Origin of the sequence: Rhizobium mulingense, from assembly GCF_029194105.1 — a bacterium.
GTDB lineage: Bacteria > Pseudomonadota > Alphaproteobacteria > Rhizobiales > Rhizobiaceae > Rhizobium > Rhizobium mulingense.
In genome coordinates this window covers 1-1052 of the sequence record NZ_JARFVE010000058.1, presented here as the reverse complement: position 1 = coordinate 1052, position 1052 = coordinate 1, and the positions used below count along the sequence as shown (strand labels likewise).

General features: G+C 60.6%; 1 protein-coding gene. It reads right to left on the bottom strand.

Annotation, left to right across the window (positions count from 1 at the left end):
- The coding region (locus tag PYR71_RS30655; RefSeq protein WP_077993556.1) for an IS481 family transposase at positions 1–964 on the bottom strand (964 nt) is incomplete at its 3' end.
- Between the last annotated feature and the right edge of the window lie 88 nt (positions 965–1052).

Sequence of the window (1052 nt, the reverse complement as noted above, 5' to 3'; positions counted from 1 at the left end):
TGTGGAGCCTCAACAGGTTGTCCTCGGTCAGGCCGAGTCTGCTGATTGGTGTATTATATTTTAGGCTGCCATGGGGTCGATGCCAATTGTAGCGATGGAGCCATTTTGGCAGTTGGTCGGCTCGCATGTCCGAGGTTGGGTATGCGACGGCATAGGCCCATTCCCGAAGCGCGGTCTGAATGAAGCGTTCGGCCTTGCCATTGGTTTTTGGCGTATAGGGTCTTGTTCGGACGTGCTTGAGGCCAAGTTCGCGGCAGGCGCGGGCAAATTCGCCTGAGGCATAGCAGGGACCGTTATCGGTCATGACGCGCTCGACGGTAATGCCGAGGGTATTATAGTAGGTCAGTGCCGCCTTGAGAAAGGCGACCGCGCTGTCCTTCTTTTCGTCTGGCAATATCTGCGAGAAGGCAACGCGCGAGGCGTCATCGATGGCGACGTGAACGTACTCCCAGCCAGCGCCCCAGCCTTTGCCCCTGCGCGAACTTTGGCGGGTTCGATCACCCGTGATGCGGTGGCCAACCTGGCTGAAGCGGCCAGGTTTCTTGATGTCGATATGGATCATTTCGCCGGGCCGCCCGCGCTCATAGCGTCGCACCGGTTCGGCCGGCTCGATATCCTTCAGCCTGGAAAGACCGGCGCGCTTGAGCACCCGGCTCACCGTTGCCGCCGACACGCCCGTCTGCTTGGCGATGTGCTTGCCCGTCAGCCGCTGTCGGCGCAACACTGCTATCTCGCCGGCAATGTTGGCCGCGGTTCGTCTCGGGCTTGTCCGCGGCCGCGACGACCGGTCCGCCATGCCGGCGGCGCCATCCGCCAGAAAGCGCGCCGTCCAACGAGCGACCACCTTCGACGTCACCCCATATGTCCGCGCAGCATCGGCTTTGGAACAAGCGCCATCAATACCGGCGCGCGCCATCTCCTCTCGACGCCGCGGTGTTAAACGGGCATTCTTGTGAATGTTCATTCGGTCCTCCGAGAATCACTGAAGCTTTGACAACCTCAGCTTTCTCGACCAGGGCCGAATGGACAACCTCCTGAAAGCTCACAACTAG